Consider the following 1,299-nt stretch of genomic DNA (forward strand, 5'->3'; position numbering starts at 1 on the left):
TCCATCCATGAGACCAATCGTAGTAGGATCTTGAGTGTGCAGCTCCGCTACAACTATCGGGCCTACCCGGATGCCACCCAGCGCCGTGCGCTGGCGAGCGCGTTCGGGTGCGCCCGTGTGGTGTGGAACGACTGCCTGCGCGACCGCAAGGAAGCGCACGCGGCAGGGCTGCCGTACGTGAAGTCGGCCGAGCTGTCCCGGCTTCGCATCACCCAGGCCAAGCGCACCCAGGAACGTGCCTGGCTCGCCGACGTGTCGGCGGTCGTCCTGCAGCAGTCCCTGCGGGATCTGGACACCGCCTACAAGAACTTCTTCGACTCGGTCAAGGGCAAGCGGCAGGGCCGCAAAGTCAGCCCTCCCCGCTACAAGTCGAAGAAGGACACCCGGCAGTCGATCCGTCTCAACACCAACGCCTTCTCCCTCCAGGACGATGGCACCGTGTACGTGGCCAAGGTCGGCGGCCTCAAGACCAAGTGGTCCCGCCGGCTTCCGGCCGCACCCACGTCCCTGACCGTCACCAAGGACAGCTGCGGCCGGTACTTCCTCAGCTTCGTCGTGGACACCGAGCCGGACATCCTCCCGGAAGTGGAGACCGACGCCGGTATCGACCTCGGTCTGTCGGCCTTCGCGGTCCTGTCTGATGGGCGGAAGATCGACAGTCCCCGCTTCCTGCGCCGGGCTGAGAAGAAACTCAAACGCCTTCAGCGGGAACTGTCCCGCAAGGTGAAGGGATCGAAGAACCGGGCCAAGGCCCGCATCAAGGTCGCACGCCAGCACGCCAAGGTCGCCGACCGGCGCCGGGATTTTCACCACAAGGCCTCCACGCAGATCATCCGCGACAGCCAAGCGGTGTATGTGGAGGACCTCGCGGTGTCCGGCCTCGGCCGCACCCGGCTCGCCAAGTCCGTGCACGACGCGGGATGGTCCGCGTTCGTCGGCATGCTGGAGTACAAGGCCATCAAGCACGGCCGCACCTTCGCCAAGGTGGACCGGGCCTTCCCGTCCTCTCAGGTCTGCTCGGCCTGCGGATTCCGGGACGGCCCCAAGCCTCTGCACGTCCGCCAGTGGACGTGCGGCGCATGCGGCACCATGCACGACCGCGACCACAACGCGGCCCGCAACGTCCTGTTCGAGGGACGCCGAATCGTCGCCGCCGGACGGGCGGAGACGCTAAACGCCTGTGGAGCGCCGGTAAGACGGGCACACGTGCCCGCACAGCGCGTGGAAGCAGGAAGCCTCCGGAAGGGTCAGACGACCCAGGCTGGAATCCCTGGACTTTAGGCCAGGGAGCACGTCAAG

General features: G+C 66.5%; 1 protein-coding gene. It reads left to right on the top strand.

All coding sequences use genetic code 11. The features are described 5' to 3' along the window. Positions 1-36 precede the first annotated feature (36 nt). Positions 37-1,281 (top strand): RNA-guided endonuclease TnpB family protein, encoded by a 1,245-nt coding sequence (locus PH203_RS49555; protein WP_289929534.1) that lies wholly within the window; start codon positions 37-39, stop codon positions 1,279-1,281. The last annotated feature ends 18 nt before the right edge of the window (positions 1,282-1,299 follow it).

The sequence above is a fragment of the Streptomyces sp. S.PB5 genome (assembly GCF_030403745.1).
Classification (GTDB): Bacteria; Actinomycetota; Actinomycetes; order Streptomycetales; family Streptomycetaceae; genus Streptomyces.